The organism is Pseudomonas kurunegalensis (assembly GCF_030291635.1).
GTDB classification, from domain to species: domain Bacteria; phylum Pseudomonadota; class Gammaproteobacteria; order Pseudomonadales; family Pseudomonadaceae; genus Aquipseudomonas; species Aquipseudomonas monteilii.
In genome coordinates this window covers 3,675,866-3,698,774 of record NZ_CP127871.1, presented here as the reverse complement: position 1 = coordinate 3,698,774, position 22,909 = coordinate 3,675,866, and the positions used below count along the sequence as shown (strand labels likewise).

Annotated in this window: 25 protein-coding genes; 15 read left to right on the top strand and 10 right to left on the bottom strand. The window is 62.0% G+C overall.

The genetic code is table 11. From position 1 onward, the window contains the following. Nucleotides 1-25 precede the first annotated feature (25 nt). The 3 genes from QQ992_RS16590 (at nucleotide 26) to QQ992_RS16580 (ending at nucleotide 4,056) form a co-directional block, all read left to right on the top strand. Nucleotides 26-1,333 carry an MFS transporter gene (locus QQ992_RS16590; protein WP_286110323.1) on the top strand — a complete coding sequence of 436 codons (1,308 nt, stop codon included), beginning with the start codon at nucleotides 26-28 and terminating at the stop codon, nucleotides 1,331-1,333. 28 nt (nucleotides 1,334-1,361) lie between these two features. Beyond that, complete coding sequence (araD1, locus tag QQ992_RS16585) at nucleotides 1,362-2,351, top strand: AraD1 family protein (protein WP_286110322.1); 990 nt, start codon at nucleotides 1,362-1,364, stop codon at nucleotides 2,349-2,351. Nucleotides 2,352-2,469: 118 nt separating this feature from the next. Next, nucleotides 2,470-4,056 (top strand): aldehyde dehydrogenase (NADP(+)), encoded by a 1,587-nt coding sequence (locus tag QQ992_RS16580; RefSeq protein ID WP_286110321.1) that lies wholly within the window; start codon nucleotides 2,470-2,472, stop codon nucleotides 4,054-4,056. Here the strand turns inward: QQ992_RS16580 and QQ992_RS16575 are convergent. Next, nucleotides 4,053-5,435: an aminotransferase-like domain-containing protein gene (locus QQ992_RS16575; protein ID WP_286110320.1), complete on the bottom strand. Its 1,383-nt coding sequence runs from the start codon at nucleotides 5,433-5,435 to the stop codon at nucleotides 4,053-4,055. The two genes, QQ992_RS16580 and QQ992_RS16575, sit on opposite strands and share 4 nt — an antisense overlap. A 121-nt stretch (nucleotides 5,436-5,556) precedes the next feature. Here QQ992_RS16575 and QQ992_RS16570 point away from each other — a divergent pair, with 121 nt between their 5' ends. Then, a complete protein-coding gene (locus QQ992_RS16570) occupies nucleotides 5,557-6,426 on the top strand; it encodes a DMT family transporter (RefSeq protein ID WP_105946740.1) in 870 nt (289 codons plus the stop codon). 89 nt (nucleotides 6,427-6,515) lie between these two features. Here QQ992_RS16570 and QQ992_RS16565 read toward each other — a convergent pair whose 3' ends face one another. Further along, the gene (locus tag QQ992_RS16565; RefSeq protein WP_286110319.1) at nucleotides 6,516-7,553 is read right to left on the bottom strand and encodes a sensor domain-containing diguanylate cyclase; all 1,038 of its coding nucleotides are present in this window, start codon (nucleotides 7,551-7,553) and stop codon (nucleotides 6,516-6,518) included. Nucleotides 7,554-7,765: 212 nt separating this feature from the next. Between QQ992_RS16565 and glsB the strand changes: the two genes are divergently transcribed. Further along, a complete protein-coding gene (glsB, locus tag QQ992_RS16560; protein ID WP_016711224.1) occupies nucleotides 7,766-8,674 on the top strand; it encodes a glutaminase B in 909 nt (302 codons plus the stop codon). Here glsB and QQ992_RS16555 read toward each other — a convergent pair whose 3' ends face one another. Further along, complete coding sequence (locus QQ992_RS16555; protein ID WP_286110318.1) at nucleotides 8,675-9,598, bottom strand: LysR family transcriptional regulator; 924 nt, start codon at nucleotides 9,596-9,598, stop codon at nucleotides 8,675-8,677. It lies immediately after the preceding gene. Nucleotides 9,599-9,737: 139 nt separating this feature from the next. Here QQ992_RS16555 and QQ992_RS16550 point away from each other — a divergent pair, with 139 nt between their 5' ends. The 3 genes from QQ992_RS16550 (at nucleotide 9,738) to QQ992_RS16540 (ending at nucleotide 12,658) form a co-directional block, all read left to right on the top strand. Continuing rightward, nucleotides 9,738-10,562, top strand: a complete 825-nt coding sequence (locus tag QQ992_RS16550; protein WP_286110317.1) for a phytanoyl-CoA dioxygenase family protein — start codon at nucleotides 9,738-9,740, stop codon at nucleotides 10,560-10,562. An 80-nt stretch (nucleotides 10,563-10,642) separates the two neighbouring features. Continuing rightward, nucleotides 10,643-12,034, top strand: a complete 1,392-nt coding sequence (locus tag QQ992_RS16545; protein WP_286113959.1) for an amino acid permease — start codon at nucleotides 10,643-10,645, stop codon at nucleotides 12,032-12,034. Nucleotides 12,035-12,202: 168 nt separating this feature from the next. Beyond that, complete coding sequence (locus QQ992_RS16540; protein ID WP_119370566.1) at nucleotides 12,203-12,658, top strand: anti-virulence regulator CigR family protein; 456 nt, start codon at nucleotides 12,203-12,205, stop codon at nucleotides 12,656-12,658. Between the two features lie 29 nt (nucleotides 12,659-12,687). Here QQ992_RS16540 and QQ992_RS16535 read toward each other — a convergent pair whose 3' ends face one another. Beyond that, a complete protein-coding gene (locus QQ992_RS16535) occupies nucleotides 12,688-13,452 on the bottom strand; it encodes a hypothetical protein (protein WP_286110316.1) in 765 nt (254 codons plus the stop codon). 64 nt (nucleotides 13,453-13,516) lie between these two features. Continuing rightward, nucleotides 13,517-14,794 (bottom strand): bifunctional O-acetylhomoserine aminocarboxypropyltransferase/cysteine synthase, encoded by a 1,278-nt coding sequence (locus QQ992_RS16530; RefSeq protein WP_286110315.1) that lies wholly within the window; start codon nucleotides 14,792-14,794, stop codon nucleotides 13,517-13,519. A 209-nt stretch (nucleotides 14,795-15,003) separates the two neighbouring features. Here QQ992_RS16530 and QQ992_RS16525 point away from each other — a divergent pair, with 209 nt between their 5' ends. Further along, nucleotides 15,004-15,168, top strand: a complete 165-nt coding sequence (locus QQ992_RS16525) for a hypothetical protein (protein WP_177410275.1) — start codon at nucleotides 15,004-15,006, stop codon at nucleotides 15,166-15,168. A gap of 88 nt (nucleotides 15,169-15,256) precedes the next feature. Here QQ992_RS16525 and QQ992_RS16520 read toward each other — a convergent pair whose 3' ends face one another. Beyond that, nucleotides 15,257-16,264 (bottom strand): 5'-nucleotidase, encoded by a 1,008-nt coding sequence (locus QQ992_RS16520; RefSeq protein WP_286110314.1) that lies wholly within the window; start codon nucleotides 16,262-16,264, stop codon nucleotides 15,257-15,259. A gap of 58 nt (nucleotides 16,265-16,322) precedes the next feature. Beyond that, entirely contained in the window at nucleotides 16,323-16,568 is a 246-nt protein-coding gene (locus QQ992_RS16515) for a hypothetical protein (RefSeq protein ID WP_286110313.1), read from the bottom strand. A 409-nt stretch (nucleotides 16,569-16,977) separates the two neighbouring features. Here QQ992_RS16515 and QQ992_RS16510 point away from each other — a divergent pair, with 409 nt between their 5' ends. After that, complete coding sequence (locus QQ992_RS16510) at nucleotides 16,978-17,463, top strand: hypothetical protein (RefSeq protein WP_286110312.1); 486 nt, start codon at nucleotides 16,978-16,980, stop codon at nucleotides 17,461-17,463. 7 nt (nucleotides 17,464-17,470) lie between these two features. Here the strand turns inward: QQ992_RS16510 and QQ992_RS16505 are convergent, their stop codons facing one another. Then, on the bottom strand, nucleotides 17,471-18,382 hold the full coding sequence (locus tag QQ992_RS16505) for a LysR family transcriptional regulator (protein ID WP_016711216.1): 912 nt from the start codon (nucleotides 18,380-18,382) through the stop codon (nucleotides 17,471-17,473). Nucleotides 18,383-18,476: 94 nt separating this feature from the next. Between QQ992_RS16505 and QQ992_RS16500 the strand changes: the two genes are divergently transcribed. Beyond that, a complete protein-coding gene (locus QQ992_RS16500; protein ID WP_286110311.1) occupies nucleotides 18,477-19,646 on the top strand; it encodes an MFS transporter in 1,170 nt (389 codons plus the stop codon). A gap of 52 nt (nucleotides 19,647-19,698) precedes the next feature. Here QQ992_RS16500 and QQ992_RS16495 read toward each other — a convergent pair whose 3' ends face one another. Next, nucleotides 19,699-20,322, bottom strand: a complete 624-nt coding sequence (locus tag QQ992_RS16495) for a glutathione S-transferase family protein (protein ID WP_060497248.1) — start codon at nucleotides 20,320-20,322, stop codon at nucleotides 19,699-19,701. 199 nt (nucleotides 20,323-20,521) lie between these two features. Here QQ992_RS16495 and QQ992_RS16490 point away from each other — a divergent pair, with 199 nt between their 5' ends. Then, nucleotides 20,522-20,824, top strand: coding sequence for a DUF3077 domain-containing protein (locus tag QQ992_RS16490; RefSeq protein WP_060497247.1), 303 nt, complete (start codon nucleotides 20,522-20,524; stop codon nucleotides 20,822-20,824). A 77-nt stretch (nucleotides 20,825-20,901) separates the two neighbouring features. Continuing rightward, nucleotides 20,902-21,624, top strand: coding sequence for a hypothetical protein (locus QQ992_RS16485; protein ID WP_286110310.1), 723 nt, complete (start codon nucleotides 20,902-20,904; stop codon nucleotides 21,622-21,624). A 9-nt stretch (nucleotides 21,625-21,633) separates the two neighbouring features. On the opposite strand, the gene QQ992_RS16480 is transcribed toward QQ992_RS16485, so the two are convergent. Continuing rightward, the gene (locus QQ992_RS16480) at nucleotides 21,634-22,176 is read right to left on the bottom strand and encodes a WYL domain-containing transcriptional regulator (protein WP_286110309.1); all 543 of its coding nucleotides are present in this window, start codon (nucleotides 22,174-22,176) and stop codon (nucleotides 21,634-21,636) included. 198 nt (nucleotides 22,177-22,374) lie between these two features. Here QQ992_RS16480 and QQ992_RS16475 point away from each other — a divergent pair, with 198 nt between their 5' ends. After that, nucleotides 22,375-22,620 carry a type II toxin-antitoxin system prevent-host-death family antitoxin gene (locus QQ992_RS16475; RefSeq protein WP_286110308.1) on the top strand — a complete coding sequence of 82 codons (246 nt, stop codon included), beginning with the start codon at nucleotides 22,375-22,377 and terminating at the stop codon, nucleotides 22,618-22,620. Then, the gene (locus QQ992_RS16470) at nucleotides 22,610-22,891 is read left to right on the top strand and encodes a type II toxin-antitoxin system RelE family toxin (protein WP_286110307.1); all 282 of its coding nucleotides are present in this window, start codon (nucleotides 22,610-22,612) and stop codon (nucleotides 22,889-22,891) included. Before QQ992_RS16475 ends, QQ992_RS16470 begins: the two co-directional genes overlap by 11 nt. Nucleotides 22,892-22,909 lie beyond the last annotated feature (18 nt).

Sequence of the window (22,909 nt, the reverse complement as noted above, 5' to 3'; positions counted from 1 at the left end):
TACAAGAACAATTGGAGACATCGCCATGATTCAGGAGCAGCGGCTCGTCCGCCTGATCACTCTGAAACTCATCCCTTTTCTGGTTCTGCTTTACCTGGTGGCCTATGTCGATCGCTCGGCGGTGGGGTTTGCCAAGCTGCACATGGGCGCCGACATCGGCCTGGGTGACGCTGCTTATGGCCTTGGCGCCGGGCTGTTCTTCATCGGTTATTTTCTGTTCGAGGTGCCGAGCAACCTGTTGCTCGACCGCTTTGGCGCACGTCGGTGGTTCGCACGCATCCTGGTGACCTGGGGTGCGATCACTGTTGGCATGGCGTTTGTCACCGGGCCTAACGGCTTCTACCTGATGCGCTTCTTGCTGGGGGCCGCTGAGGCGGGCTTCTTCCCTGGCGTGCTGTACTACATCACCCAGTGGTACCCGGTGCGCCATCGCGGCAAGATCCTGGGCTTCTTCATCCTCTCGCAGCCACTGGCCATGCTGATCACCGGGCCGCTGTCCGGCGCGCTGTTGGGGCTTGAGGGCATCTACGGCCTGCATGGCTGGCAGTGGCTGTTTATCTGCATCGGCACGCCGGCGGTGCTGTTGGCCTGGCCCACGCTGCGCCTGCTACCGGACGGGCCTGCCAAGGTGCGCTGGCTCAGCGACGAGCAACGCAACTGGCTGCAAGAGCAGTTGGCCAACGACCTGCGCGAGTTCGGCCAGACCCGTCATGGCAACCCGCTGCATGCCCTGAAAGATGGCCGGGTGCTGTTGCTGGCGCTGTTCTACTTGCCGATGACCCTGAGCATTTATGGCCTGGGCCTGTGGCTGCCCACGCTGATCCACCAGTTTGGCGGCAGTGACCTGGTCACCGGTTTTGTCTCGGCAGTGCCCTACCTGTTCGGCATCATCGGCCTGCTCATCGTGCCGCGCAGCTCCGACCGCCTGAACGATCGCTACGGCCACCTTGGCCTGCTGTACGCATTGGGTGCCATCGGCCTGTTCTTCAGCGCCTGGTTGACCATGCCTGTGCTGCAGTTGGCCGCGCTGTGCCTGGTGGCGTTCGCATTGTTCTCCTGCACGGCCATCTTCTGGACGCTGCCGGGGCGGTTCTTCTCCGGTGCCAGCGCGGCGGCGGGCATCGCCTTGATCAACTCGATCGGCAACCTTGGCGGCTACCTTGGCCCGTTCGGCATCGGCGCGCTCAAGGAATACACCGGGCAGCTGTCGTCGGGCCTGTATTTCCTGGCGCTGGTGATGCTGTGCGGGGTGTTGCTCACGGGCGTGGTCTACAACCGCCTGGAGCGCCGCCAGCGCCTGGCTTCCACGCGGGCGGCCGATGCCTCCCGCTAATCCTTGCAACCGATAAGCGAGCACAAGCATGCGACTGATTCAATTCGAAACCGCTGGCGGCCAGCGCCGTGTGGGCGTGGTGGAAGGCGAGTACGCCCTTGAAGTATCTGGCGCCAACAGCACCCGTGAACTGGCGTTGCAGGCCATTGCCGCCGGCCGTGACCTGGCCAGCGAAGTGCAGGCCGCCGGGCTGGGCGAGCGCCACGACTACTTGGCCCTGTTGGCCGAAGGCCGTGTCTTGCCACCGCTGGACCATCCGGACCCGGCTCACTGCCTGGTGACCGGTACCGGGCTTACCCATCTGGGCAGCGCCGCCACTCGCGACAGGATGCACCAGCAGCAAGCCGAAGGTGCCGTGACCGACAGCATGCGCATGTTCCAGTGGGGCCTGGAGGGCGGGCGACCGCCAGCGGGTGAAGAGGGGGCGCAGCCGGAATGGTTCTACAAGGGCGATGGCGGCATCGTCGTGCGCCCCGGCGCCGACCTGCCGCTCCCGGCCTTTGCCGAAGATGCGGGCGAGGAGCCAGAGCTGGTCGGGCTGTACCTGATCGGTGCCGACGGCACGCCTTACCGCCTCGGCTACGCCCTGGGCAACGAGTTCTCCGACCATGTCATGGAACGGCGCAATTACCTGTACCTGGCGCACTCCAAGCTGCGTGCCTGCAGCTTCGGCCCAGAGCTGCGCCTGGGTGCTTTACCGGCCCATCTGGAAGGCACCAGCCGCATCCTGCGAGATGGCCAGGAACTGTGGAGCAAGCCGTTTCTTTCGGGCGAGCAGAACATGTGCCACAGCTTCGAGAACCTTGAGTTCCATCACTTCAAGTACGGCCAGTTCCTGCGTGCTGGCGATATCCATGTGCACTATTTCGGCACCGCCACGCTGTCGTTTGCCGACGGTATCCAGGCCCGCCCGGGCGATACCTTCGAGGTCAGCCTCGACGCCTTTGGCCAGCCGCTGCGCAACGGCATTGCAGCAGCGCCTGAACAGGTTCGCCCAGGTGTGGTGAAAAGCCTTTGAGCCCTATGCCAGTCAGTTATTGAGTTTGGGGCCGCCTTGCGGCCCTTCGCGGGCTTGCCCGCTCCCACATGACTGACAAGCGCCTTCGCGCCTTCTTTCTTTGTTACAGGAGTCAACCATGTCTGGAAGCAACTTCATTGGCGGCCAGCGCAGCGCTGCCGGCAGCGTGCGCCTGCACAGCCTCGATGCGCGCACCGGCGAAGCACTGCCTTTAGCCTTTGCCCAGGCCACCCCTGAGGAGGTGGCTGCTGCGGCACAGGCCGCCGAAGCGGCATTTGCCGAGTACAACGCCCTGGCGCCAGAGCGCCGCGCGCAGTTTCTTGATGCCATTGCCGACCAGCTGGACGCGCTGGACGATACCTTCGTCGCCACCGTGTGCCGCGAGACCGCGTTGCCGGCTGGGCGCATTCAGGGCGAGCGTGGCCGTACCAGCAACCAGATGCGCCTGTTCGCCAAGGTGCTGCGCCGTGGCGACTACCTGGGAGCGCGCATTGATCGCGCGCAGCCACAGCGCCAACCGCTGCCACGCCCTGACCTGCGCCAGTACCGTACCGGTGTTGGTCCGGTGGCCGTGTTCGGCGCCAGCAACTTCCCACTGGCCTTTTCCACCGCCGGCGGTGACACCGCAGCAGCGCTGGCTGCCGGCTGCCCGGTCGTGGTCAAGGCGCACAGCGGCCATATGGCCACTGCCGAGCGAGTGGCCGAGGCCGTCGAGCGTGCGGCGGTAGCCACCGGCATGCCTGCTGGTGTGTTCAACATGATCTACGGTGCCGGTGTCGGCGAAGCGCTGGTACGCCACCCGGCGATCCAGGCCGTGGGCTTTACCGGTTCGCTCAAGGGCGGCCGGGCCCTGTGCGACCTGGCGGCGGCGCGCCCGCAACCGATCCCGGTGTTCGCTGAAATGAGCAGCATCAACCCGGTGCTGGTGTTGCCCGCGGCGTTGCAGGCCCGTGGCGAGCAGGTGGCCAAGGAACTGGCCGCTTCGGTGGTGCTGGGCTGCGGGCAGTTCTGCACCAACCCCGGGTTGGTCATCGGCATCGCTGGCGAAGCGTTCAGCGCCTTCGTTGCGGTACTGGGCGCGCAACTGGCAGACCAGCCCGCGCAGGCCATGCTCAATGCCGGTACCTTGCGCAGTTATGCCAGCGGCGTGCAGCGCCTGCACCAGCACCCGGGCGTATGCCACCTGGCCGGTGCCGAACAGGTCGGCGACCAGGCCCGTGCCCAGCTGTTCCAGGCCGACGTGAGCCTGTTGCTCAACGGCGATGAGTTGCTTCAGGAGGAGGTGTTCGGGCCCGCCACGGTGGTGGTCGAAGTGGCCGACGAAGCCGAACTGCGCCGCGCTCTGCAAGCCCTGCACGGGCAACTGACCGCCACCCTGATCGCCGAGCCGGACGACGTTCAGCGCTTCGCAGCGCTGGTGCCGATTCTGCAACGCAAGGCCGGTCGGCTGTTGCTCAACGGCTACCCGACTGGCGTCGAAGTGTGCGATGCGATGGTGCATGGTGGGCCATACCCGGCCACTTCCGATGCCCGGGGTACGTCTGTCGGCACCCTGGCCATCGACCGCTTCCTGCGGCCAGTGTGTTACCAGGACTACCCGGACGCGCTGCTGCCCGATGCGTTGAAGAACGCCAACCCGCTAGGCCTGCAGCGCCTGGTCGACGGCCAGCACAGCCGTGAGGCGCTGGATGGGGGGCGCTACTAAGCATCCAGTGCCCGTTTCAACACGTCATAGATTCTGGCGTCCCCCGACTGCGCAACGTTGAACCGCAGAAAATCCCCCGCAGTCATGGACTGGCTAAAGGCATTCCCGGGCGCCAGCACCACCCCTTCATTCAAACAAGCCCTGGCCAGCGTTGCGGCATCCTTGCCTTGTGGCAGCTGGCACCAGGCGTACAGGCCCGCCTGGGGAATGATCCAGGGCTTGATACCAATCGCCTGAAGCCTGGCTACCGTTTTGTCCATTTGCTCGGCCAACCGAAGGCGCACGCTCTCCATGTGCTTTCGGTACCCGCTATCGGTAATCGCGTGGTGGATGATGTCCGCCGCCAGGCGCCCACCGCCGAAGGTGGTCGCAATCTTGAGGTCGACCAGGCCCTCGATCCATTCACCGCGCGCAGCGATGTAGCCGCAGCGGATTGAAGCGGAGATGGTCTTGGAAAAGCTGCCGATCTGGATGACCCGTGAGAGGCCGTCGAACGCAGACAGGCGTGGCGCGGGCGTATGTTCGAAGTCGCCGAAAATGTCGTCCTCGACAATCACCAGGTTGGAGGTGTCGGCCAGCTTCAGCAGCCTGTGTGCCGTGACCGGCGACAGGGTGGCCCCGGTCGGGTTGTGGATGCCGGAATTCGTGATGTACAACCGGGGTGCATGCGCGAGCAGGGCAGCGCCGAATGCATCGATGTCCGGGCCGGTCGGCGTGTAAGGCACGCCCACAACGTTCACCCGGTGTGCTTTCAGCAGTGCGTGAAAGTTGAAATAGCAGGGGTCGTCCACCAGCACCGTGTCGCCCGGTTCCAGCAGAAAACGGCAAATCAGGTCGATGGCGTGGGTGCCGGACTCGGTGAGCATGATCTGTTCAAGCGGGGCTTCGACCCCGATGCCTGCCAGCCGTCGCGACAAGAACTGCCGGAGTGGCGGATAGCCAAGCGGTGAGGCGTACTCCGTCAGCTTTGACGCGTCAGAACGGGCAACCATGCGAAGCGCTTTACGCACACCCGCTTCGTACATCCAGGAAGGCGGCAACCACCCGCACCCGGGTTTCAACGCATCGAGGGAGGTTTCAAGCGATTGGCGCGAGATCCACAGCGGGTCGACGACACGATCCAGTTTGGGGCCAAGTTCGGTCAGTGCCAATGGCGCCACTGGCCCTGCGACGTAAAAGCCGGAGCCAGGGCGAGAGCTGAGTACACCCTCGGCCATTAACCGTTCATAGGCCTCGAGCACGGTAGAAACCGACACCTGCATGGCCTGGGCCATGGCGCGGACGGATGGAATTCTTGCGCCGGGGGTGTAGGTGCGAGAGGCGATCCTGGACTGGATCTCGGCCATGACCGTTCGAATTCGCGTGCCGCTGCGTTTCATCGCGCCCTCAACTGTGCTGGATTAATGTGCATAACAGTTCGGTTGAACTGTATTGGATTGTACATGGCCTGGGTGAGCCCGTCAGTGATGTACTGACGCTTGGCTTATCGAGGAATGAATGATGGAAAGAACAACAAGCGGGTGGGTCAACGGCTTCATAGGCGTCGCAATTTTTGCGGGCTCGTTGCCGGCAACCCGCGTGGCCGTGGCGGACTTTGAACCGACGTTTCTGACCTGTGCCAGGGCTACCATTGCCGCCTTGTTGGGTGCGCTGTTCTTGATCGTGCTGCGCCAGCCTCGGCCGAAGCGGGGTGACTTGGCGTCATTGGCGGTAACAGCGCTGGGCGTTGTCATCGGGTTCCCGTTGCTGACGGCACTGGCGCTCCAGCATGTCACCTCTGCCCATTCCATTGTTTTTGTCGGGCTGCTGCCGCTGTGCACCGCTGGGTTTGCCGTTTTGCGGGGCGGTGAGCGGCCTCGGCCGTTGTTCTGGCTGTTCTCGTTCATGGGGGCCGGGCTGGTCGCGGGCTATGCGTTGATGAATGGCGGCGAAGGGTCGTTGGTGGGCGACCTGCTGATGACGGCAGCGGTGGTGGTGTGTGGCTTGGGGTATGCAGAAGGGGCAAGGCTGTCGCGCACATTGGGCGGGTGGCAGGTGATCAGTTGGGCATTGCTGGTGGCGTTGCCGTTCATGCTGCTGCTGACGGTCGTTAATTTTCCGGCACCTGATGCCTTTGCCAAGGTAAGTGCGCCGGCGTGGTTCAGCTTTGGCTACGTTTCGCTGTTCAGCATGCTGATTGGCTTTGTGTTCTGGTACCGGGGGCTGGTCCAGGGTGGCATTGCGGCTGTGGGGCAGCTGCAACTGTTTCAGCCGTTCATGGGGCTTGGGCTGGCGGCGTTGCTGCTGCACGAGCAGGTCAGCTGGTTGATGCTGGTGGTGACGCTGGGGGCTGTGATCTGTGTGGCCGGGGCCAGGAAGTACGCCCAATAAGTGAGTACGGCGGTGGCTGGGGCTCGCCTTGGTCGTTGCCAGTACAAACAGGGCGAGCATACCGCCACACAGCCCGGAGCGTGCTCGTCTCAGCAAGGCGGCGCTACATAAACAACCCGATCACGCCCGTTCTGTTTGGCGGTATAGAGCCCCTTATCGGCGCGCTCCAGTGCATCATCCAGCGTTTCACCTTTGGCAAACAGGGTGCACCCTATGCTCAGGCTTACCTTCAATTGACCACTGGGCAACTGCATCGCCCCGGCGCCCACCTGTTCCCGAATGCGCTCAGCAATCCGCTGCAGCTCTTCGCTGTCCTTGACCTGCAAAATCGCGACGAACTCCTCACCTCCATGGCGCACGAGCAGGTCATCGGGGCGCAGTGCAGCGCGCAGCCGGCGGGCAGTTTCGCACAGCACCTTGTCACCACCGCCATGGCCGTACTTGTCGTTGATGGCTTTGAAATGATCCAGGTCGGCATAAACCGCCCCCAACTGTAAGCCGTTCACCTCGGCCAAACGCCGTTCATGTGCTTCAAACGCCGACAACGCGCCGCGGTTCCAGAGTTGTGTCAAAGGGTCGAGCAGGGCTTTGCGCTGCTCGCGATCCATTTCTAGGCGCAGGTCGCGGTTTACCTGTGCCAGGGTGCGCAGCTGCAGATATCCCTCGGCGAGCGTGGCCAGGTCCCTGAAATTCGCTTTTTGGGCCTCGCTGAGCACGCGTGGCTGGGGGTCGAACATGCACAGCGTACCGATGGCTTTGCCGTTGCCGGCGCGCAAGGGGTGGCCGGCGTAAAAGCGGATATAGGGCGCGTTGAGCACGAGCGGATTGTCGACGAATCGCGTATCGCACATGGCATCCGGGATCATCAAGGTATCGTCACCGAGAATGGCGTAGCCGCAGAAGGAAACACTGCGCGTCGTCTCACTTGCCTCAAGCCCTATCCGGGCCTTGAACCACTGCCGGTCCTGGTCGATGAGGCTGATAAGCACGGTGTCCACATGGGCCAGGTCCTGGGTGAGCCGTACCAAGGTATCGAGGTAATGCTCGGCGGGTGTATCGACCAGGTTCATGTCATCGAGCGTGCGCTGGCGAAGCATTTCGTCAGCGGGTATGGGACAAGCTGGCATCGTTGGTCCTCCATTCCTTGGTTAGCGGCCACTGCACCTGGCGGTTGCACGTTCTCTATACCGTCGAGGCAACCACAGCATAGGTTATGGCATCGCGCCATGGGCTACCGGGTAGAGCGGCATTTCTTGCCGAGCGTGTGATTTCTTCCGCTCGACCTTCGTCAAGAAGGCTACCCCTTAGCCGTCGTCTGGGGACTGATACAGGGCCTTCCATGCAAACGCTGTTGAACGAGATTCTTGAAGAAGTACGTCCCTTGATCGGCAAGGGCAAAGTGGCGGATTACATTCCTGCGCTGGCCGATGTGCCGGCGAACCAGTTGGGCATCGCAGTCTATGGCAATGATGGCAGCTATCACTGCGCGGGCGACGCCCTGGTGCCATTTTCGGTGCAGAGTATTTCCAAGGTGTTCAGCCTGGTTCAGGCGATTGGGCACTCGGGTGAAGCCATTTGGGAGCGGCTTGGCCATGAGCCCTCGGGGCAGCCGTTCAACTCGCTGGTGCAGCTGGAGTTCGAGCGCGGTCGCCCGCGCAACCCCTTTATCAATGCGGGTGCGTTGGTGATCTGTGATATCAACCAGTCGCGCTTTGCAGCACCCACGTTGTCGATGCGCGATTTCGTACGACGGCTCTCGGGCAACCCCCACATCTCGATCGATGCCCGTGTTGCGGATTCGGAATATCAGTTCCGCGCGCGCAACGCGGCCATGGCTTACCTGATGCAGTCCTTTGGCAACTTCCATAACGAGGTGGAGGCTGTGCTGCGCAGTTATTTCAGTTACTGCGCGCTGCAAATGAACTGCCTGGATCTGGCCCGGGCGTTCTGCTTCCTGGCCAACGATGGGTTCTGCAAGCACAGCGGTGAGCAGATTCTGACCCGACGCCAGACGCAACAGGTGAACTCGATCATGGCCACCAGCGGGCTGTATGACGAAGCAGGGAACTTCGCCTATCGAGTGGGGTTGCCTGGCAAGAGTGGCGTGGGCGGCGGGATTGTGGCGATCGTGCCGGGGCAATTCACGGTGTGCGTGTGGTCGCCGGAGTTGAATGCGGCGGGCAACTCCCTCGCCGGGATGGCGGCGCTGGAGTTGCTGAGTTCGCGGATTGGCTGGTCGGTGTTTTGATCAGTGGGCAGGGTTGTCTGTAGCGGAGCCTGCTATCGCCTGAGCAACCCAACCCTTGAACGCCTCCGCGACCGGCGATGGGTGCATCATGCCTGATTGGGCCAGCACCACTTTTTGCGGCGATACCGCTTCCAGCAAGGGCCGACATAACAGTGGTGTGCCGTCATAGCAGTGGTCCCCGGCGGGCCGGGTGCATGACAGGGCAACGCCGTAGCCATGCGCGACCAGGCCCCGCTGCATTTCAAAGGTCTGGGTGTATTGCTGGCTACGCGGTTGCAGGTTATGCGCCCAAAACAGTGAAAGGAAATACTCACGCGTTTGTGCGATGTCCTCAAGAATCAGGCATTCCTGCGCCAGTTCATGCAGCGGTATCGCAGCCAGGTGGGCCAGGCGGTGGTCTGTGGCGATGAGCGCGTAAGGCTTCAGCTCAGCCAGCACCTGGCGCGGCAGCAAGGGATCAAGGCCGATGTCGTACGTCAGCGCGAGCTCGGCTTTACCGGCGCTCAGGTGGCGGTGCACGCCTGCCAGGTCTGTCTCGAACAGGGTGACCTCGACATCGGGATACTGCTTGCGAAAGCTCGATAACAGGCGTGGCGCGTAGTAGGGGCCCAGGTCTTGAAAGCAGATAAGCGACAGGTTGCCGCGAAGCGAGCCTTGGGGCGTCTCTGCATTCTGGTTCATGGCGATGGCCATGCCGATGATATCGCGTGCCTGGGCTAGCAAGCGCGTGCCTGCAGACGTCAGCTCTAGCCCGCGACTGACCTGACGCCGGAAAAGCCGCTCGTTCAGCGCCTCTTCAAGCTGGGCAATCGCAACCGAAACCGAAGGCTGCGAAACGTGCCTGGCTCTCGCCGCAGCGCTGATGCTGCCGTGTTCGGCCACGGCGACGAAATACTCAAGCTGCCTGAACGAGAAACCTATCATGTTTTCCTATACTCAGGATTAGGAAATATATTCTTTTTCTATTGGTGCCAAAAAGCAATACTCGCTGTGCACCTTGCTTGTTCCACTTAAAACGCTGGCAGTGGTGCTGTTGCCCAATAAAAAGACTAAAGGGTGCGTTATGAAACAGTCCGCCGAATTTCAACTCAGTGATGAAACCATCGAGGCTTTTCAGCGTGATGGTGCTGTTTGCGTACGTCATTTGTTCACGCCGGAAGAAGTTGCACTGCTGGAGACCGGCATTGAACAGAACCTGAAAGCGCCAAGTGAGCGCGCCAAAGTGGCCAGCCGCCCGGACGACCCGGGTTGGTTCTTCGAAGACTTCTGCAACTGGCGCGATATCGCGGCTTATCGCCAGTTCATCTTCGAGAGCCGGGTGGGCAGTGTGGCAGCGCAACTGATGAACAGCGAAACAGCCCGGCTTTATCACGACCACCTGCTGGTGAAAGAGCCAAACACGCGCCAGCGCACGCCTTGGCATCAGGACCAGCCCTATTACAACATCGACGGGCGCCAGAACTGCAGCATGTGGATGCCGGTCGACCCGGTCTCGAGAGCGTCCACCCTTGAATTCGTGGGGGGCTCGCACCTTGGGCCTTGGCTGATGCCACGCAGCTTCCTCGACAGCCAGGCGCAGTGGTTCCCGGAAGGCAGCCTTGCGGATTTGCCGGATATCGAGGCCGATCGCAGCGCCTGGAATATCCTCGGCTGGGACCTCTCCCCAGGCGACGCCGTGTTCTTCCACATGCTCACCTTGCACGCCTCGGGCGGTGTCGGGGGCAATCGTCGGCGCCGCGCCTTCTCGGTCCGCTTCCTGGGTGACGACATCACCCACGCACCGCGCCAGTGGAAAACCTCGCCACCGTTTCCCGGCCTGGAAACGCAACTGGCCAGCGGCGCCCAAATGGACCATGAGCTGTTCCCGGTGCTGTGGCCACGGGCTTGATGAATGTAGAAATGCGTGCCTGATAAAACCGCACGGCATCAGCGTTGTGCGGACCTGATAATAAAAGCAAGAAGGTATCTATGAACGCTCAATCTTCGCATCAGCTGAAGCGGGGTCTCTCTACCCGGCATATTCGTTTCATGGCGTTAGGCTCTGCAATTGGGACGGGCCTGTTTTATGGCTCGGCATCGGCAATAAAACTGGCAGGGCCTTCGGTTTTACTCGCTTATTTAATCGGCGGTGCAGCCATTTACATGATGATGCGCGCCCTCGGTGAAATGGCGGTTCATAACCCGGTGTCCGGTTCTTTTGGCCACTATGCCAGCCAATACCTGGGGCGCTACTTTGGCTTTCTGACAGGCTGGAGCTATGCGTTCTCGATGCTGGTGGTGTGCCTGGCAGACGTGACGGCGTTTGGTGTTTACATGGGGCTGTGGTTCCCTGAAACACCTGCCTGGATCTGGGTGCTCGGGATTGTGTTGTTTATCGGGGCGCTGAACCTGTGCAGTGTGAAAGTGTTCGGGGAGATGGAGTTCTGGCTGTCGCTGCTGAAGGTGACCGCCATCGTTGCCATGATTGTGGCAGGTGGGGCTGTGCTGCTGATGGGTATCCAGTTGAATGAGGAGGCAGGCACGGTTGCCGGCGTTTCCAATCTATGGAGCCATGGCGGGTTCTTCCCCAATGGCATCAGCGGGATGATTGCGTCCTTCACTGTGGTGATGTTCGCCTTTGGCGGGGTCGAGATGATCGGCATCACCGCAGGTGAGGCCAGGGACCCTAAGCGTGTGCTGCCAAAGGCCATCAATTCAGTGCCGCTGCGTATCCTGTTGTTCTACATCCTTACGCTGTTCGTACTCATGGCCATTTACCCATGGACCAGTATTGGCAGCCACGGTAGCCCCTTCGTTCAGATCTTCAGTGGCCTTGGCATCAGCTCAGCGGCAACCGTGTTGAACATCGTGGTGATTTCAGCTGCTGTTTCAGCAATCAATAGCGATATCTTCAGCGCCGGGCGCATGATGTACGGCATGGCGCAGAACGGCCAGGCCCCCGCTGGTTTCGCCTCACTGTCGCGGTTTGGTGTGCCGTGGATGACGGTCGCGGTAATGGGCGTCGCACTACTGCTGGGCGTGGTACTGAACTACCTGGTGCCGGAAGACTTGTTCCTGATACTCGCTGCGGTGGTCACGTTCTCGATTGTGTGGGTCTGGTTGATGATCCTGTTGTCTCAGGTGGCCATGCGGCGTGGCATGAGCAAGGAAGAGGCTGCTGCACTGGATTATCGGGTGCCACTGTGGCCGGTAGGGCCAGCTTGCGCGATTGCGTTCATGGTGTTCATTTTTGGTGTACTCGGTTGGTTCCCGGCCAGTCGCACAGCCATGTATGTCGGAGTTGGCTGGTTGGTCCTTCTATCCTTGGGCTACTGGCTGTGGGGTGTGCGTAGCCCACGCCCGGTGTCAGCCAGCGCTTGAGGGATAGAACCGTACGCCTCAGGCAACGCCGCCTGTACGGCCTCTTTGCGGGTTAACCCGTACCTGCAAGGCCCGTGCAGGCTTTGAGTTCGATGTAGGCGAGCAGGGCCGGTTAGCGCTGCTCACCGTCTATAGTTTGGGCAACGCTCATTTGCGAAGGATGCCGCCATGGCCAGAACATCACACCTGACAGCCCTGCTGACTTCGTTGGCAGTGGCATTCGCCGCTGGCCCGACCTTTGCCGACCCAGGTAACGGCAAAGGGCAGGGGCATGGCAAGGCACAGCATGCTCAAGGCCAGGGCAATGCAGGTGGCCACAAGCAGGGGAAGGGCGGTAACGATTGGCATGGTGGCCCGTCCATCGACCGCGGCGATGTGCTGGGCATTCTTGGCGGTCATCGCAGTTACTGGAGCCCGGGGCCTGCATTGCCGCCCGGCATTCAGAAGAACCTGGCGCGTGGCAAGCCACTACCGCCCGGCATCGCCAAGAAGCTGGACGGCCGCCTGCTGGGGCAGTTGCCTCACTACGATGGCTATGAGTGGATGCAGGCAGGTGCGGACCTGATACTTGTCGCTGCGGCAACCGGGATTATTTACGAAGTGTTGAACGGGGCGTTCGACTGAGCAGTGCTGAGCCACCCCGCGCAGGCTTGTCAGCGCCGCCGCAATACCGTGGCCAGCCCAACGGTCAGCGCCACGGCGCAGAGCATGGCCAGGCTGATGGCGACGGTAACGCCCCACGTGTCGAGCAATGCTGCCAGCACCAGGTAAAACGCAATTACGCCCACCGCCCCAATCGCATTGCCCCGCACCATGGCCGCCATGCCCGCCCGGCCATTCTGCACATGGGCGAACACCACCAGCGGCCAGGCAATCACTGGAATCGGCGCCAGCATCCCGCTGGTTGCCGGGCCCAGCCAGTTGGCCAGGTGGGTGGTGATCATCAGCAGGGACGTGGCAGCTACCATTCGCAGGGGGATCTCCCAGTACCGGTGCCGGGGGCGGGCCAGGGTATCGGGTTTGGGCTCGCGACCGCTGGCGCGTATCAGCACGCCGATCAGCACCAGCGCCACGGCAATCGACAGGTACAGGTTGCCCCAGTGCGTAAACGCATAGGCAGCCAGCCCATAGAACAGCAAAGCCAGCGGCACGGCCTGGGCGATGCCGAGCCTGCGTGTGGCCAACAGGTAAAACATATAGGTGGCTTGCACCGCCGCCAGGCCGCCCAGCGCGCCGGGCAATGCGCCCAAGGCGAAGGCTGTGCCCTGTTCCAGGCACAGGAAGGTCATCACCAGCGCGGAGGTGATCGGCAGGCCGGACAGCAGCCCACCCAGCAGGCCGCCCCAGCGCCGCGAGGCAAGGGAAATGACCCACATCAGCAGGGGCGTGACAATCAGCTTCAGGTAGAACAGGGTCATTGCGGGGGTGTCCAGGCTTGATGAAAGTGCGCCCGCCGTCAGCATTGGGTGGGGCGCGGATGAATCAGGCGCGGCTGGCCTCCAGGGCCTGGGCCAGGTCGGCGATGATGTCGTCGCTGTGCTCGATGCCGATCGATAGGCGCACCATGTCCCGTGGCACGCCGGCCCTTTCCAGCTCTTCATCGTTGAGCTGGCGGTGGGTGGTGGAGGCGGGGTGGCAGGCCAGCGACTTGGCGTCGCCGATGTTCACCAGGCGCACCACCAGTTGCAGCGCATCGATGAAGCGCGCACCGGCCGCCTGGCCTCCCTTGATGCCAAACGACAAGATCGAAGCGGGCTTGCCACCGGTGTAGCGTTGGGCCAGTTCATGCTCGGGGTGGTCCGGCAGCCCGGCGTACTTCACCCAGGCCACCTGTTCGTGAGCCTGCAGGTAATGGGCGACCTTCAGTGCGTTTTCGGTGTGGCGTTCCATGCGCAGGGCCAATGTTTCCAAGCCCTGCAGGATCAGGAAGGCGTTGAACGGTGACAGCGCGGCGCCGGTGTTGCGCAACGGCACCACGCGGCAGCGGCCGATAAAGGCGGCGGGGCCGAAGGCTTCGGTATAGGTGACGCCGTGGTACGATGGGTCGGGGGTGTTGAGCAGGGCGAAACGTTCCTTGTTGTCCGCCCAGGGGAACTTGCCGGAGTCGATGACGATGCCGCCGATGCTGGTGCCGTGGCCGCCGATGTACTTGGTCAGCGAATGCACGACGATGTCCGCGCCGTGTTCGAACGGTCGGCACAGCACTGGAGTGGCGACGGTGTTGTCGACGATCAGTGGCACACCATGGCGGTGGGCGGCTTCGGCCAGTGCGGCGATATCGACGATATTGCCCGCAGGGTTGCCGATGGACTCGCAGAACACCGCCTTGGTGCGTGCGTCGATCAACGCTTCGAGGGCCGCGATGTCGTCATGGGCGGCGAAGCGGGTATGGATGCCCATGCGCGGCAGGGTATGGGCCAGCAGGTTGTAGGTACCACCGTACAGCTTGGCCACCGAGACAATGTTGTCGCCGGCCTCGGCGACCGTCTGGATGGCGTAGGTGATGGCTGCCATGCCCGAGGCCACCGCCAGCGCGCCAACCCCGCCTTCGAGGGCGGCCATGCGCTGCTCCAGCACGTCGTTGGTGGGGTTCATGATGCGCGAGTAGATGTTGCCAGCCACCTTCAGGTCGAACAGGTCGGCACCGTGCTGGGTGTCGTCGAAGGCGAAGGAGGTGGTCTGGTAAATGGGTACGGCCACCGCCCGGGTGGTCGGGTCGGGGCTGAAGCCCGCATGGACGGCGAGGGTTTCCAGCTTCATGCAATCGTTCCTTGAGCGTGGGTGGAAGCGTTCGAGCATGCGGTGGTGCGAGGGCGTGGGTCAAGGGCGTCGTGCCGGCGCTCACTGGGCCTGGGCAGATTGTAAAGATAGGCAAAGATTCCCCGGGCCATCATGCCGCCGCTCTAGAATCCGCCCGCTGCCGTACCGGCCCACGGTGGGCGGCAGATCTAGCCTTGTGGAGCGTTCCAATGAAGTCGAAACACCTTTTCCGCGCAGCCCTGGTTGCGGCGCTGGTATCCGCCTTGTCGGGTTGCTGGATGTTCATGCCGCCGGGTGGTGGCGGTGGTCATGGGGGTGGTGGCCATGGCGGTGGCGGTGGCTTTGGTGGCCATCAGGGCGGCGGCCCACGCTAAGCTGATCCCGCGATGGAACGCACTGCCTCGGCCGGGCTGCAACAGTGCACCCGGCGCGAGCGCACTCACCATGCCGGCCCCGTCCAGGTCACTGGCTATCCTGCGCTGAGTGATCAGCTTGCAGGGTTTCAGCAGGTGCCGTGATTGTGTGAGAAAGCTTCGGCGTCGCGTGCCTGTTCGCCACCCCGAATGGCACATGCACCATTGGCAGATTCCCGGCAGGCGATTGCAAGTGAGTGCGCTGGTCGTCAAAGAACACATGCGGCTTGAGGATCGACAGCACCCTGGGCTTTTCCATCCCGCCTAGAAAGAAGCATTCATCCGGCGACACGCCCCAATCCTTCAAGGTCGTCACCACACGCTCATGCGAGGGGGCGTTGCGCGCCGTGACGATGGCAATGCGCAGAATCCGCTTGTAGTTCGGGTCTTCTGCCAGCTTGCGATCCTCCAGCATGCGAATCAGTGAAAGTTTGCGGTACAAGTCTGCCAAGGGCCCTGGCGAATGCGGGGTGCCTTTGTGTACGCGCTCATGTTCCTGAAAGTCGTTCAGGTTGTCGTTGCGCTTGTACACGCTCTCTGCCTCGTCGTCGGCAATCACGCCATCGAAGTCGAAGGCCACCCGTAGCTCTGTGTCTATTTCATCGTCGTAGATGCGTGTGGGCAGCACCCGCCCAGCCGGGTAGTTGGCGTCGATGGCCTTTTGCACATCTTCTTCGTTGGCACTGAGGAACAGCGACGCATTGAACGCCGGGATGTATTCATAGGGCGAGCGGCCCGACATGAACGCCGCGCGGGTAATGTCCAGCTGATAGTGGCTTATCGAGCGAAACACCCGCAGGCCGGTTGCCGGCGAGTTGCGTGAGAGCAGCACCACTTCCACTGGCAATTGGTCGGGGAAGGCCTGGTTGATGCTCAGGAAGCGGCGAATGAACGGGAACGCCACTCCCCTGGGAAACGGTTCGTCCAGGTTGTCTTCCTGGTGCTGGCGGTAGGCCTCAACCCCTTGGGTCTTGTAGATGTCGTCCGAGACGGTGAGGTCGAACAGCGCACTCGAGGCAACGCCGATGACCAGTTTCTGTTCAATGGGGTAAGGCATGAAGCTGCTCCTGCAAGTGGCCTGTGGCAAGTGTACGCGTACGCTGTGTGTAAAGCCCTCAGGCCTCCGGCGTCAGCCCGAGCAGCACTTGAATCTGGTACTGCAACTGGCTCACATGTTCGCGCTCTGCGCGCAGGGCCGCGAGCAATGTACTGTTCTCCTGTTTGTGAAGGCGGGCGGTTTGCTCCAGTTCACGGTCGCTCTGCAGCAAGTTCCACATCTCGCCTTGGCGGACGGATTGCAGGCATACAAGCAGCAGGGTGATGCCGCAGACACACAACAGGGAGATTTCCAGCGCTTCCATTTAACGTTTCCTTGGGACGTGGCAACAAGCCGGTAAGCGAGACGATATGTCCATTCTGAATACATGTCGATATTGGTGACTTGTACAGGTAAAGGAATGGTGCAGGTTCCGCGGGGCTTGCTGGGTGCGGCAGCATGCGAGATCAAGGCAATCTGATATCACGCCATGGATGCAGCGCCATTCTGGCAAGGCTTTGCCTGCAATCGGCCTGTTGTTGGCAGAAGAGGGGCGGTTTTGCCCGAATATGGCTAGTTAGTTGACATATCCGGGAGGCTTTACTTGGCTGTGAGCAAGCAGGTCAGGCTTCTCAGATGCTGACCAATCACTCAAATGCGCGATGCATCAGTGGATCCGGTGATGCCATTTTGATAGCTTTCCGCCCATTACCGCTGTATCCGGACAGGAATTGATGAACCAGCCACACGAACACAGCACTTTGAACCCGCTCGCGAAGCCGACGGTGGACAAGGTGATCGAAAGCACCTCTCAGGCAGATACTTCGCTTCAGCAGGCCGCTGAGCAAGGCACGTTGCAGGCCAGTATCGATGCACTGAACCAGAAGCTTGTGGCAAGTACTCTGGCCCGGGTGCAGAAGGAAGGGGCTATCCGCAAGCGCCTTGAACAGCACCAGCAGCAACTGGCAGAAGGCAACCTGGCCAGGGAGGGCCTGTCGAGCACGGTAACCACGGCGCTGAAGAAGCTCGCACAGGCGACCAACACCCAGGCAGACCGCGTGGACAGCGTGGAGGCGCGGTTGGCCAGCCTGGCCGAACGCCGGTGTGAGTGCGAGAGCCAGCGAGCGAACGGTTGGCCAGCGTATCTGGAGCGTCATGCCGTGTCGTTGGTGGCCTTGGCTGTGGCGGTGTTCACGCTGGGGCTGCACGTGCTTGGTTAATGCACCGCTATAGGGGCCTGCGCACGCTGCAAGACAGCTGCTCTACCAGAAAGTCCACAAACACCCGCACCCGCGCCGGCATCGCCGAGCCGCCAACGAACACCGCATGAATCGGCTCGCGATCGTCAGGGTTATAGGCCTCCAGCAGCGGTACCAGCTGGCCGCTGGCCAGGTCATCGACCACGGTGAAGGTACCGATGCGCGCTATGCCGGCCCCCAGCCTTGCCAGTTGCGCCAGGGCTTCACCGCTGCTGCATTCGATATTGCCGGTCACCTTCAGTGAAAACACTTCGCCATTGCGCCGAAACGGCCAGTCGGGCGCGGCGCGGCGAAAGTTGAAGCGCAGGCAGTTGTGCCGGGCCAGGTCCTCTGGCACCAATGGGGTACCGCAGCGTTGCAGGTACTCGGGCGAGGCGACCACTACCTGGCCGGTTTCGCCAATGGCACGCGCACTCAACGAGCTGTCTGGCAGGTGACCGAAGCGCAGCGCCACGTCGGTCTGGCCACCGAGAATGTCGGCAACCTCGTCGCTGAGGGTCAGGTCGACCAGCACTTGAGGATAACGCGCGCTGAACGCCGCCAGCAGCGGCACCACGGTCAGGCGGCCATGGCCCAGCGCCGCGCTGACCCGCAAGCGTCCGCGTGGCACGCCCTGGTCGGTGATGGCGTCCTCTAGCTCCAGCATGTCGGCCAGCACCCGTCGCGCACCGCGCAGGTAGGCCTCACCCTCGGGGGTGAGGGTGATCGCCCGGGTGGTGCGCAGCAGCAGGCGCGTGCCCAGGCGCTGTTCGGTACGGGCGAGGATGCGGCTGACGGCAGAAGGTGTCAGGCCCAGTGCCCGGGCGGCGGCGGACAGGCTGCCTTCTTGCGCCACCCTGGCAAAAATCTCCATCTCTCCGGATCTTCCACTGAAGTCCATTTGTGTCTCGCAGGCAAAGGTGATTCGCAAAAACGCAGTCTAGTGCGCTTTTTAAACAGTTTGTAGCATTTGCGGCATAGATAAGGAGCTTGCCATGCGTATCAATCCACCTCTGGTTGCACTCGCCATCGGTGCCTTCGGCATCGGTGTCACCGAGTTCGCCCCCATGGGCATGTTGCCCAGTATCGCCACCGACCTTGGCGTTTCCATTCCTGCTGCAGGGCTGTTGGTCAGCGCCTATGCCATCGGTGTGCTGATTGGCGCGCCATTGATGACCCTGGCCACGGTGAAGATCCCGCGACGTTACCTGTTGATCGGGCTGATGGCCATTTTCACCTTGGGCAACCTGATGTCGGCGTTGGCCAGTGACTACGCCAGCCTGCTGGTGGCCCGCGTGGTCACTTCGTTGAACCACGGCGCATTTTTCGGCATCGGCTCGATCGTTGCGGCCAGTGTGGTGCCGCCCGAGAAGCGCGCTGGTGCCGTGGCGGCGATGTTCATGGGCTTGACCCTGGCCACCATCGGTGGGGTGCCGCTGGCGACCTGGTTTGGTGAAATGCTGGGCTGGCGCACAGCGTTCTGGGGTATTGCCGGGCTGGGCCTGGTGGCGATGACCACGCTCTGGTATGCGCTGCCCAATGTCGCATTGCCCAAGGGTGATGGGGCCATGGCAGAAATCCGCGTGCTGGGCCGTGGGCCCGTGCTGGCAGCGTTGTTGCTGACGGTGGTGGGGTCCAGTGCGATGTTCACGGTGTTCACCTACATTGCGCCAATCCTGCAGAACGAGGCGGCGGCGTCCACGACCTTCGTGACAGTCATGCTGGTGCTGTTCGGGGTTGGCCTGACCTTGGGCAATATGTGGGGTGGCAAGGCGGCGGACCGCTCTATCGATCGCACGCTGATGCTGTCGTTGGCGGTACTGATTGCGGTGCTGCTGGTGTTCCCGCTGGTTCTGGCCTGGCCACTGCCAACGGCCTTGGCGGTGCTGGTGTGGGGGGCAGCCAGCTTTGCCCTGGTGCCGCCGTTGCAGATGCGGGTGATGGAAGCGGCCAAGGATGCGCCCAACCTGGCGTCGGCGGTGAACATTGGCGCGTTCAACCTGGGCAATGCGATTGGCGCGGCGCTCGGTGGTGCGGTGATCAATGCAGGGCTGGGTTACCCGGCGATTGCCCTGGCAGGGGCGGCGATGGCGGCTTTGGGGCTGGTGATGGTGCTGCTGTTTGCCTGGCGTGGTCGGGTGGTGGCGGGCCAGGTTGCGGTGTAACAAGCCTGTATCGCCGGGGCTGCACGCAGCCCCGGCGTCTTCCTTTTTGCTGTCAGGGCGTGCCGTTGCGACCATGCAGGTGATAGGCCGGGCGCTCGCTCAGGCGTTCGTAGTAATCGCGTACGGCCGGCAAGTGCGGGTGCTCGAACGGTGTTTCGAACCAGCGGTTGACCGACAGGCCGATAGGGATGTCGGCCAGGGTGAACTGGCTGCCGGCCACATAGGCACCGGTGCTGGCCAGCTGGCGGTCAAGGATGTGCATGTAACGCGACCACTCGGCGCAGCCGGCGGCGAGCGCCTGTGGGTCCTGGTGGGCGGGCGAATGCCTGACCAGCGACATGAATGCATAGCTCCAGGAGCGGTTCAGGTCCGAGGCCTGCCAGTCGATCCACTGGTCGATCCTGGCCCGTGCCTGCGCCTCGCTCGGGTAGAACGCGGTGGCACCGTAGCGGTTGGCCAGGTAGCGGATGATGCTGTTGGACTCCCACAGCGTAAAGTCGCCATCCTGGATCACCGGGATCATGGCGTTGGGGTTAAGCGCAAGGAACTCGGCACGGTCGGTGGGCTGAAAGCCCGAGCCCCAGTCTTCACGCTCGAACGCGACTTCGAACTCGGCACAGGCCCACAGGACTTTCCGCACGTTGATGGAAGAGGCTCGGCCCAGTATCCGTAGCATGGTATTCGTCCTTGTAGAGGGGGAGTTGATCGTCCGCCACTGCCCAGGGGCTGGTCAAGGGGCAGATCAGCGACCGAGCGCCCCTTTAGCCGGGTTCTTGTAGGCCATTTCCGAAAGTAACCCTTTCCACCCCATTGGCCATTGTGGTCGCGCCGACAGCCCCCTAGTCTCGGCACGCTCGTAACCCCGAGGAATGGACATGGACAACGACACGCCCCAAAACAGCAGCAAGCTCAATGTCGTGAGCGCGGCAAGCCGGTTTGGCAATGCCAATGCCGAACTGGTGCAAATGAAACCTCAGCTGCCATTGCGCACCGCACTGATGGAAGCTTCCAGCATCATGGGTTGCATCACCGAAATCACCCGCAAAGCCATCGACAGGCCAGGTGACCGCAAGGCGATGATGCAAGCCACGTTCTATCTGGCAGGCATGGCCAAGGCACTGATCGATGGCCAGTTGCTGCAGATGCGTCAGGCGCGCGAAGGCGAAGGTGACGCCTAGCCAGGCTTGCCTGGGGGCCACGAACTTGGCAACCTTGGGCGGTTTGAATCGCGTATCACCACAGAAGGAAGCATGCATTGAGCTGGGACAAGGTGGGGAAGCTTCTCGTCGCCGTGCTGATTGGCCTGATGGTCCTGTTGGCCGCCTACGCGCTGCTCAGGGGCAACCCGCGCCTGGAGGCGTCACTGACCTATGCCTACCTCACTTACCCCAGCCAGTTCAGCGAGCGTATCAGCAAGGCCAGCGAGCAGCTCAAGTACGAGCAGTTGCAGGGGCGTATCAACAGCATCGGCCAGGGCGAACTGAGCCATGACCAGGTCGAGCGGCTGATCGAAATGGCCCAGGCACCGTATGCCCAGCTGTTCGCCAAACCGTTCGAGGCCGGGCTGGTCGATCACCGTACGGGGTTGCTCATCGAGTTGCTCAACAGTGGAGACGCTCAGGTACGTCAGGTGCGCATTCGCTTGCCAGCCAAAGGGCTGGTGCAAGTGCGCGATGCTGCCGGTAACGACACGCTGCTGGAAAACGCCACCGCGCAGATAGATATCCCGGCCATCGAGCCTGGTGGCACCTGCAAGGTATGGGTGTATTTCGACGCCGACTTTTCGCAGATCCGCCAAGGCGGGGTCAGCATCAGCCACGCCGACGGTGTAGCCAATGTACAGGTGTACCACGAGGTCATCGGTTTCCCTGCCACGGTGGCCCGCTACAGCCGTGAGCTGATGGTGTTGCTGGGGGTGTTGGGGCTCAGTGTGTTGGGCCTTGGGTATGCCTGCCTCGCGCGACGTCGCGCGGTTTGACTGCGCCGGTCAACATTCGCCATCGTGCAGCGCCAGGCTCTGGCGCAACTGTTCCAGCATGGCCACGCGCAGCACGTGGGGCGCATGCACCCGGATCGAACCGGCCTGGGACAGCAGCCAGGTCATCAGCGCGCGGTTGTCGTCGACGCTCGCCTGCAGCGTGGCACCGCCATTTTCTTGTGGCGTCAGTTGCATATCCGTAGACAGTGGCTGCGTTTCCAAGCGTCGGGCCAGTACGTCATCGACCCAGGCGTGCAGTTCAATGCGCGGCGGCGGGACAAGTACGTCGGGCTGCAAATGTTGTGCTTCGTTCAGGTCCAGGCCCGGTTGCCAGTACCAGCCGTAAGGTATGCCTTTGCTGTTGCATTGCAGTGGGAACAGCGCGGCGAGCTCGACCAGGTCGCGCTCAACGGTGCGTTTGCTGGTGGTATGGCCCACGGTCTTCAGGGCGGCCTGCAGTTGGGTGGAGCTCATTCCCGGGTGGCGGCCGGGCAACAACTTGAGGAGCTGCCACTGGCGGGCAATGGTGTGGCGGGTAGGGTGGCTGGGCAAAGGGCTCGTCCTTGAAGCAGGCGCCAAACCTGTCGAGTGATGGCGTATGGCTATTGCCTCAGCATACCCTTTTGCTGAATGGGATCCAAGTTTTCGGTCAAGTCATTCAGTGGGATGCCTCTCTGAGCCCGAGCCATTGCATCTTGTTTGTGTCCTATTTATGGACCAAAATATAGCCCAATTTAGAGGGTGAAGAACATGCAATCCATATTCGCTGACGTGGCAGTAAGCGTTTCGGAACTGAAAAAGAACCCGTCCGCCGTTATGACCAGCGCTGCTGGCATGCCTGTCGCAGTGCTCAACCACAATCGTGTGATGGGTTACATGGTGCCGGCGGAACTGTACGAGGCCATGATGGAGCGCCTTGAAGATCTCGAGCTGAGCGAACTGGCCAAGTCACGGTTGGGTGAAAAGGGCGTACCGGTGTCTCTGGATGACCTATAAGCTAGAATTTCTGCCTTCGGCATTAAAGGAGTGGAGCAAGCTTGGCCACACTGTGCGTGAGCAGATCAAGAAAAAACTCGGCGAGCGTTTGCAATCGCCCAAGGTACAGGCCGATGCGCTGCGTGACTTGCCGAACCACTACAAAATCAAGCTCAGGGCCTCCGGGTATCGCCTAGTGTATCGGGTTGAGGACGAGCGAATCGTTGTCGTAGTGGTTTCGGTTGGTAAGCGCGAGCGCAGTGGGGTCTACCATGCGGCTCAAAAGCGTTAGGTGATGGCACGCCGGTGC

Bases quoted from the DNA above. Each gene is read 5' to 3' on its own strand.
- QQ992_RS16590 (WP_286110323.1), top strand. From the start codon at position 26: ATGATTCAGGAGCAGCGGCTCGTCCGCCTGATCACTCTGAAACTCATC.
- araD1 (WP_286110322.1), top strand. From the start codon at position 1,362: ATGCGACTGATTCAATTCGAAACCGCTGGCGGCCAGCGCCGTGTGGGC.
- QQ992_RS16580 (WP_286110321.1), top strand. From the start codon at position 2,470: ATGTCTGGAAGCAACTTCATTGGCGGCCAGCGCAGCGCTGCCGGCAGC.
- QQ992_RS16575 (WP_286110320.1), bottom strand. From the start codon at position 5,435: ATGAAACGCAGCGGCACGCGAATTCGAACGGTCATGGCCGAGATCCAG.
- QQ992_RS16570 (WP_105946740.1), top strand. From the start codon at position 5,557: ATGGAAAGAACAACAAGCGGGTGGGTCAACGGCTTCATAGGCGTCGCA.
- QQ992_RS16565 (WP_286110319.1), bottom strand. From the start codon at position 7,553: ATGCCAGCTTGTCCCATACCCGCTGACGAAATGCTTCGCCAGCGCACG.
- glsB (WP_016711224.1), top strand. From the start codon at position 7,766: ATGCAAACGCTGTTGAACGAGATTCTTGAAGAAGTACGTCCCTTGATC.
- QQ992_RS16555 (WP_286110318.1), bottom strand. From the start codon at position 9,598: ATGATAGGTTTCTCGTTCAGGCAGCTTGAGTATTTCGTCGCCGTGGCC.
- QQ992_RS16550 (WP_286110317.1), top strand. From the start codon at position 9,738: ATGAAACAGTCCGCCGAATTTCAACTCAGTGATGAAACCATCGAGGCT.
- QQ992_RS16545 (WP_286113959.1), top strand. From the start codon at position 10,643: ATGAACGCTCAATCTTCGCATCAGCTGAAGCGGGGTCTCTCTACCCGG.
- QQ992_RS16540 (WP_119370566.1), top strand. From the start codon at position 12,203: ATGGCCAGAACATCACACCTGACAGCCCTGCTGACTTCGTTGGCAGTG.
- QQ992_RS16535 (WP_286110316.1), bottom strand. From the start codon at position 13,452: ATGACCCTGTTCTACCTGAAGCTGATTGTCACGCCCCTGCTGATGTGG.
- QQ992_RS16530 (WP_286110315.1), bottom strand. From the start codon at position 14,794: ATGAAGCTGGAAACCCTCGCCGTCCATGCGGGCTTCAGCCCCGACCCG.
- QQ992_RS16525 (WP_177410275.1), top strand. From the start codon at position 15,004: ATGAAGTCGAAACACCTTTTCCGCGCAGCCCTGGTTGCGGCGCTGGTA.
- QQ992_RS16520 (WP_286110314.1), bottom strand. From the start codon at position 16,264: ATGCCTTACCCCATTGAACAGAAACTGGTCATCGGCGTTGCCTCGAGT.
- QQ992_RS16515 (WP_286110313.1), bottom strand. From the start codon at position 16,568: ATGGAAGCGCTGGAAATCTCCCTGTTGTGTGTCTGCGGCATCACCCTG.
- QQ992_RS16510 (WP_286110312.1), top strand. From the start codon at position 16,978: ATGAACCAGCCACACGAACACAGCACTTTGAACCCGCTCGCGAAGCCG.
- QQ992_RS16505 (WP_016711216.1), bottom strand. From the start codon at position 18,382: ATGGACTTCAGTGGAAGATCCGGAGAGATGGAGATTTTTGCCAGGGTG.
- QQ992_RS16500 (WP_286110311.1), top strand. From the start codon at position 18,477: ATGCGTATCAATCCACCTCTGGTTGCACTCGCCATCGGTGCCTTCGGC.
- QQ992_RS16495 (WP_060497248.1), bottom strand. From the start codon at position 20,322: ATGCTACGGATACTGGGCCGAGCCTCTTCCATCAACGTGCGGAAAGTC.
- QQ992_RS16490 (WP_060497247.1), top strand. From the start codon at position 20,522: ATGGACAACGACACGCCCCAAAACAGCAGCAAGCTCAATGTCGTGAGC.
- QQ992_RS16475 (WP_286110308.1), top strand. From the start codon at position 22,375: ATGCAATCCATATTCGCTGACGTGGCAGTAAGCGTTTCGGAACTGAAA.
- QQ992_RS16470 (WP_286110307.1), top strand. From the start codon at position 22,610: ATGACCTATAAGCTAGAATTTCTGCCTTCGGCATTAAAGGAGTGGAGC.